The organism is Cupriavidus sp. WS (assembly GCF_000395345.1).
Lineage (GTDB): Bacteria > Pseudomonadota > Gammaproteobacteria > Burkholderiales > Burkholderiaceae > Cupriavidus > Cupriavidus basilensis_B.
Genome location: NZ_AQPL01000456.1, coordinates 1 through 1276, shown reverse-complemented (window position 1 = coordinate 1276; position 1276 = coordinate 1). Strand labels below are relative to the sequence as shown.

1 protein-coding gene is annotated in these 1276 nt (G+C 63.2%); it reads left to right on the top strand.

Features of this window, described 5'->3' with window-relative positions:
- Positions 1-54: 54 nt before the first annotated feature.
- On the top strand, positions 55-1276 hold a 1222-nt coding region (locus K206_RS0130955), incomplete at its 3' end, for an IS256 family transposase (RefSeq protein ID WP_043367436.1).

The window sequence follows — 1276 nt, the reverse complement described above, 5'->3', positions numbered from 1 at the left end:
CGGGCCTATCCGTATTTTTGTGTGCAGGGCATACCATGTAGCCAAGGAGGCCGTATGCCACGCAAACCGAAGACACCACTGAGGGAACTGCCCCCCATTCCCAAGGAACTGGTCGACCAGTTCGTCAAGGGGCCAATGACCGCCGAAGCGGTCCAGGACGCCGCCATGGCGTTCAAGAAGGCACTCATCGAGCGCGCGCTGGGCGCCGAGTTGGGCCAGCACCTGGGCTATCCTGCGGGCGCACAGCGCCCGCAGGATACAACCAACCAGCGCAATGGTAGCAGCGCTAAAACGGTACTCACCGACGATGGCCCGCTGCACCTGAACGTGCCTCGTGACCGCGACAGCACCTTCGCACCCATCCTCATTCCCAAGCACGAGCGGCGCTTTACCGGGTTCGATGACAAGATCATCGCCATGTATGCCCGCGGCATGACCGTGCGCGAGATCCAGGCCTTCCTGGCCGAACAGTACGGCACCGAGGTCTCACCCGAGTTCATCAGCTCCGTGACCGACGAGGTCATGCAGGAGGTCACCGCCTGGCAAGCCCGGCCGCTGGAGAGCATGTATCCCGTGGTGTTCTTCGATGCGCTGCGGGTCAAGATGCGCGAAGACGGCGTGGTGCGCAACAAAGCCGTCTATCTCGCCCTGGGCGTGTTGCCCGACGGCACGCGCGACATCCTGGGCCTGTGGATCGAGACCACCGAAGGGGCCAAGTTCTGGATGAAGGTCTTCAACGACCTGCGCACGCGTGGCACCCAGGACATCCTGATCGCGGTCACCGACGGGCTCAAGGGCATGGAGGCAGCCCTGAACGCGGTGTTCCCCGACACGACGCTGCAAACGTGCATCGTGCACCTGATCCGAGGCAGCCTGGATTATGCGAGCTGGAAGGACCGCCGCGCGGTGGCGGCGGCGCTCAAGCCAGTCTACACCGCGCCAACCGTCGAGGCGTCTCTGGCCGAACTGACCACCTTCGAGCAAGGCCAATGGGGCCAGCGGTATGGTCCGATCGCCGCCGCGTGGCATCGGTCCTGGAGTCAGGTCATTCCATTCTTTGCGTTCCCACCGGCGATCCGCAAGATCATCTACACGACGAACGCCATCGAGAGCATCAACGCGCAGCTACGCAAGATCATCAAGATCCGCGGGCACTTCCCAAGCGACGAGGCAGCCACCAAACTGCTGTGGCTGGCGCTGCGCAACATCACGGGCAAGTGGGGCAGCGCCACGCACGACTGGAAAGCGGCGATGAACCAGTTCGCGATGATTTACG